This is a genomic window from Pseudomonas sp. 05N434, assembly GCF_056396965.1.
Map to the genome: position 1 here is coordinate 1 of NZ_JBFTMK010000735.1, position 1,978 is coordinate 1,978.

Genomic DNA, 1,978 nt, shown 5'->3' on the forward strand with positions numbered 1-1,978 from the left:
GCACCACGGTTATAGGGGTGTGACAGTACGGAAGCCACTATGAAGCGATTTGAGGACCTGATTGCGCCCCATCTGGACGCGGCTTACAACCTCGCGCGCTGGCTCACTGGCAACGACGCCGCCGCACGCGATGTCGTGCAGGAAAGTGCCCTGCGCGCCTTCAGGTTTTTGCAGCGTTTCGCCGATGGCAACGCCAAGGCCTGGTTTCTGACCATCGTGCGCAATGAAAGCTACACCTGGCTCAAAGCCTCGGCCGGGCGCCATTGGGTTGCTTTCGATGACGACATTGGCGATGACGAAGGGGCACTGAGCCACAGCCAGACCCCGGAATTGCTGGCTATTCACACCGAAAACGCGGCGTTGATCCAGCAAGCGCTGTGCGCCCTGCCGCCGGTGTTTCGTGAGGTGATTGTGCTGAAAGAACTCGAAGACATGCCTTACAAGGACATCGCTTTGGTGGTCGATATCCCCATCGGCACCGTCATGTCGAGACTGGCCCGGGGGCGCGCGATGCTCAAGCTCGAACTACTGAAGTTGCACGATCATGAATGAACTCGACTGCACGGTTTGCCAGACACGGCTGCATGGTTATCTGGATCACGAACTCGATCCTGCGACGGCTGCGGATGTAGCTGCGCATCTGGCCGCATGCCCCGAGTGCGCGCGGCTGCATGATGAAGTGAAACTGCTGAAGGTCAGTGTGAAGCGCCAGGCGCCGTATTACCCGGCGCCGACATCGTTAGCGGCCAGCGTGTTTGCCGCGGGTGCTCCCGCGACTCGCGCCGTCGAACGCTGGCGGAAATGGTTCGCTCCGACGTTTTCTACGGCGGCGCTGGCCTTGGCGGCAGTGCTTTATGTGATGACGCCGGGCAGCGAGCAACCTCTGATGGACGAGGCTGTCTCCAGCCATGTCCGCTCGTTGATGGGCGAGCATCTGAACGATGTGGTGTCCTCCGACCGCCACACCGTGAAGCCCTGGTTCACCGGCAAACTCGACTTCTCGCCGCCGGTATTCGATTACTCGGCGCAGGGATTTCCATTACTGGGTGGGCGGCTGGATTATCTACAACACCAGACCACGGCAGCGCTGAGTTATGGGAGGGCCAAGCACATCATCAATGTGTTTATCCTGCCCGTGCCGGAGGCAGACAAACCGCGGCAGACCCAGACGATTCGTGGCTTTAACGTGGTGTCCTGGCAAGCCAACCACATGCGTTTCGTGCTGGTTTCCGATGTGGAAAAAAGTGAACTGGAGGCGTTCAGCCAGTTGCTCAGGGACGGTGTCTGAAGGGAGCACGGTTTCGCGTGCGCCGTCATTCTCTCTGTCGAGAACAATCAAAAATGGGTGCTCGCCCAACCAAGGCCTAGCACTCCGTGCTTGGTAAAGAACCGAAGCTGGGTGAGCGGTGAGAACTCTATCCAGAGTTGCGCCCAGTGTCCCGAACACAATTCTGAATAAACCTGAACAGCCCGCCGGTGAACGGCGGGCCAGGAATCTTCATGTTCGAAGAACTCTGAACTGCCTAACAGGTCGGCATTTCTGTTACGAATGCACGCGCCCCTACGCGCAATGGTTCGTCGTTCAGCGTCCGGCGTAATCAGGTTTTACTCACTGCCAGTGCGCGACCACTCATCATCCATGGCACCCGCTGTGCTGGCAACTATCCACGCCACTGCACAAGCCACTAACGAGAACACGGCAAAAGCCCCCATCACATGCAAGTAAGGCAGCACGTGATTCCACGCTCGAGCCACCCCCAGGAATGCAGCAAATGACCAGCCACTCATTGAGAGAGCGCCCAACAGGGCAAGGCGAGTCCGGGCGCAGCTGTTTAACAAAACAAAGGGAGCTTTCTGCAGCAGCGGAAAACCGATTCGATGCAACAAAGCGCCGTTGAGGCTAAGCAGCGCGACAACACTCACCTTGGCCCAGAGCTTTTGATTGAGCAGATACGTGGTCCCCTCATAGAGGTAACCC

2 protein-coding genes and 1 pseudogene are annotated in these 1,978 nt (G+C 58.2%); 2 read left to right on the forward strand and 1 reads right to left on the reverse strand.

Translation table 11 applies throughout. From position 1 onward, the window contains the following. The first annotated feature begins 39 nt into the window (after positions 1–39). Positions 40–552 (forward strand): sigma-70 family RNA polymerase sigma factor, encoded by a 513-nt coding sequence (locus AC1DLB_RS28760; RefSeq protein ID WP_007941935.1) that lies wholly within the window; start codon positions 40–42, stop codon positions 550–552. Beyond that, complete coding sequence (locus AC1DLB_RS28765) at positions 545–1,288, forward strand: anti-sigma factor family protein (RefSeq protein ID WP_477744580.1); 744 nt, start codon at positions 545–547, stop codon at positions 1,286–1,288. Before AC1DLB_RS28760 ends, AC1DLB_RS28765 begins: the two co-directional genes overlap by 8 nt. A gap of 317 nt (positions 1,289–1,605) precedes the next feature. On the opposite strand, the pseudogene AC1DLB_RS28770 reads toward AC1DLB_RS28765, so the two are convergent. After that, positions 1,606–1,978: pseudogene (locus AC1DLB_RS28770) on the reverse strand (hypothetical protein); the annotation flags it as partial.

What these genes read in the sequence shown, in the direction of transcription:
- AC1DLB_RS28760 (WP_007941935.1), top strand. Translation starts at nt 40, where the DNA reads ATGAAGCGATTTGAGGACCTGATTGCGCCCCATCTGGACGCGGCTTAC.
- AC1DLB_RS28765 (WP_477744580.1), top strand. Translation starts at nt 545, where the DNA reads ATGAATGAACTCGACTGCACGGTTTGCCAGACACGGCTGCATGGTTAT.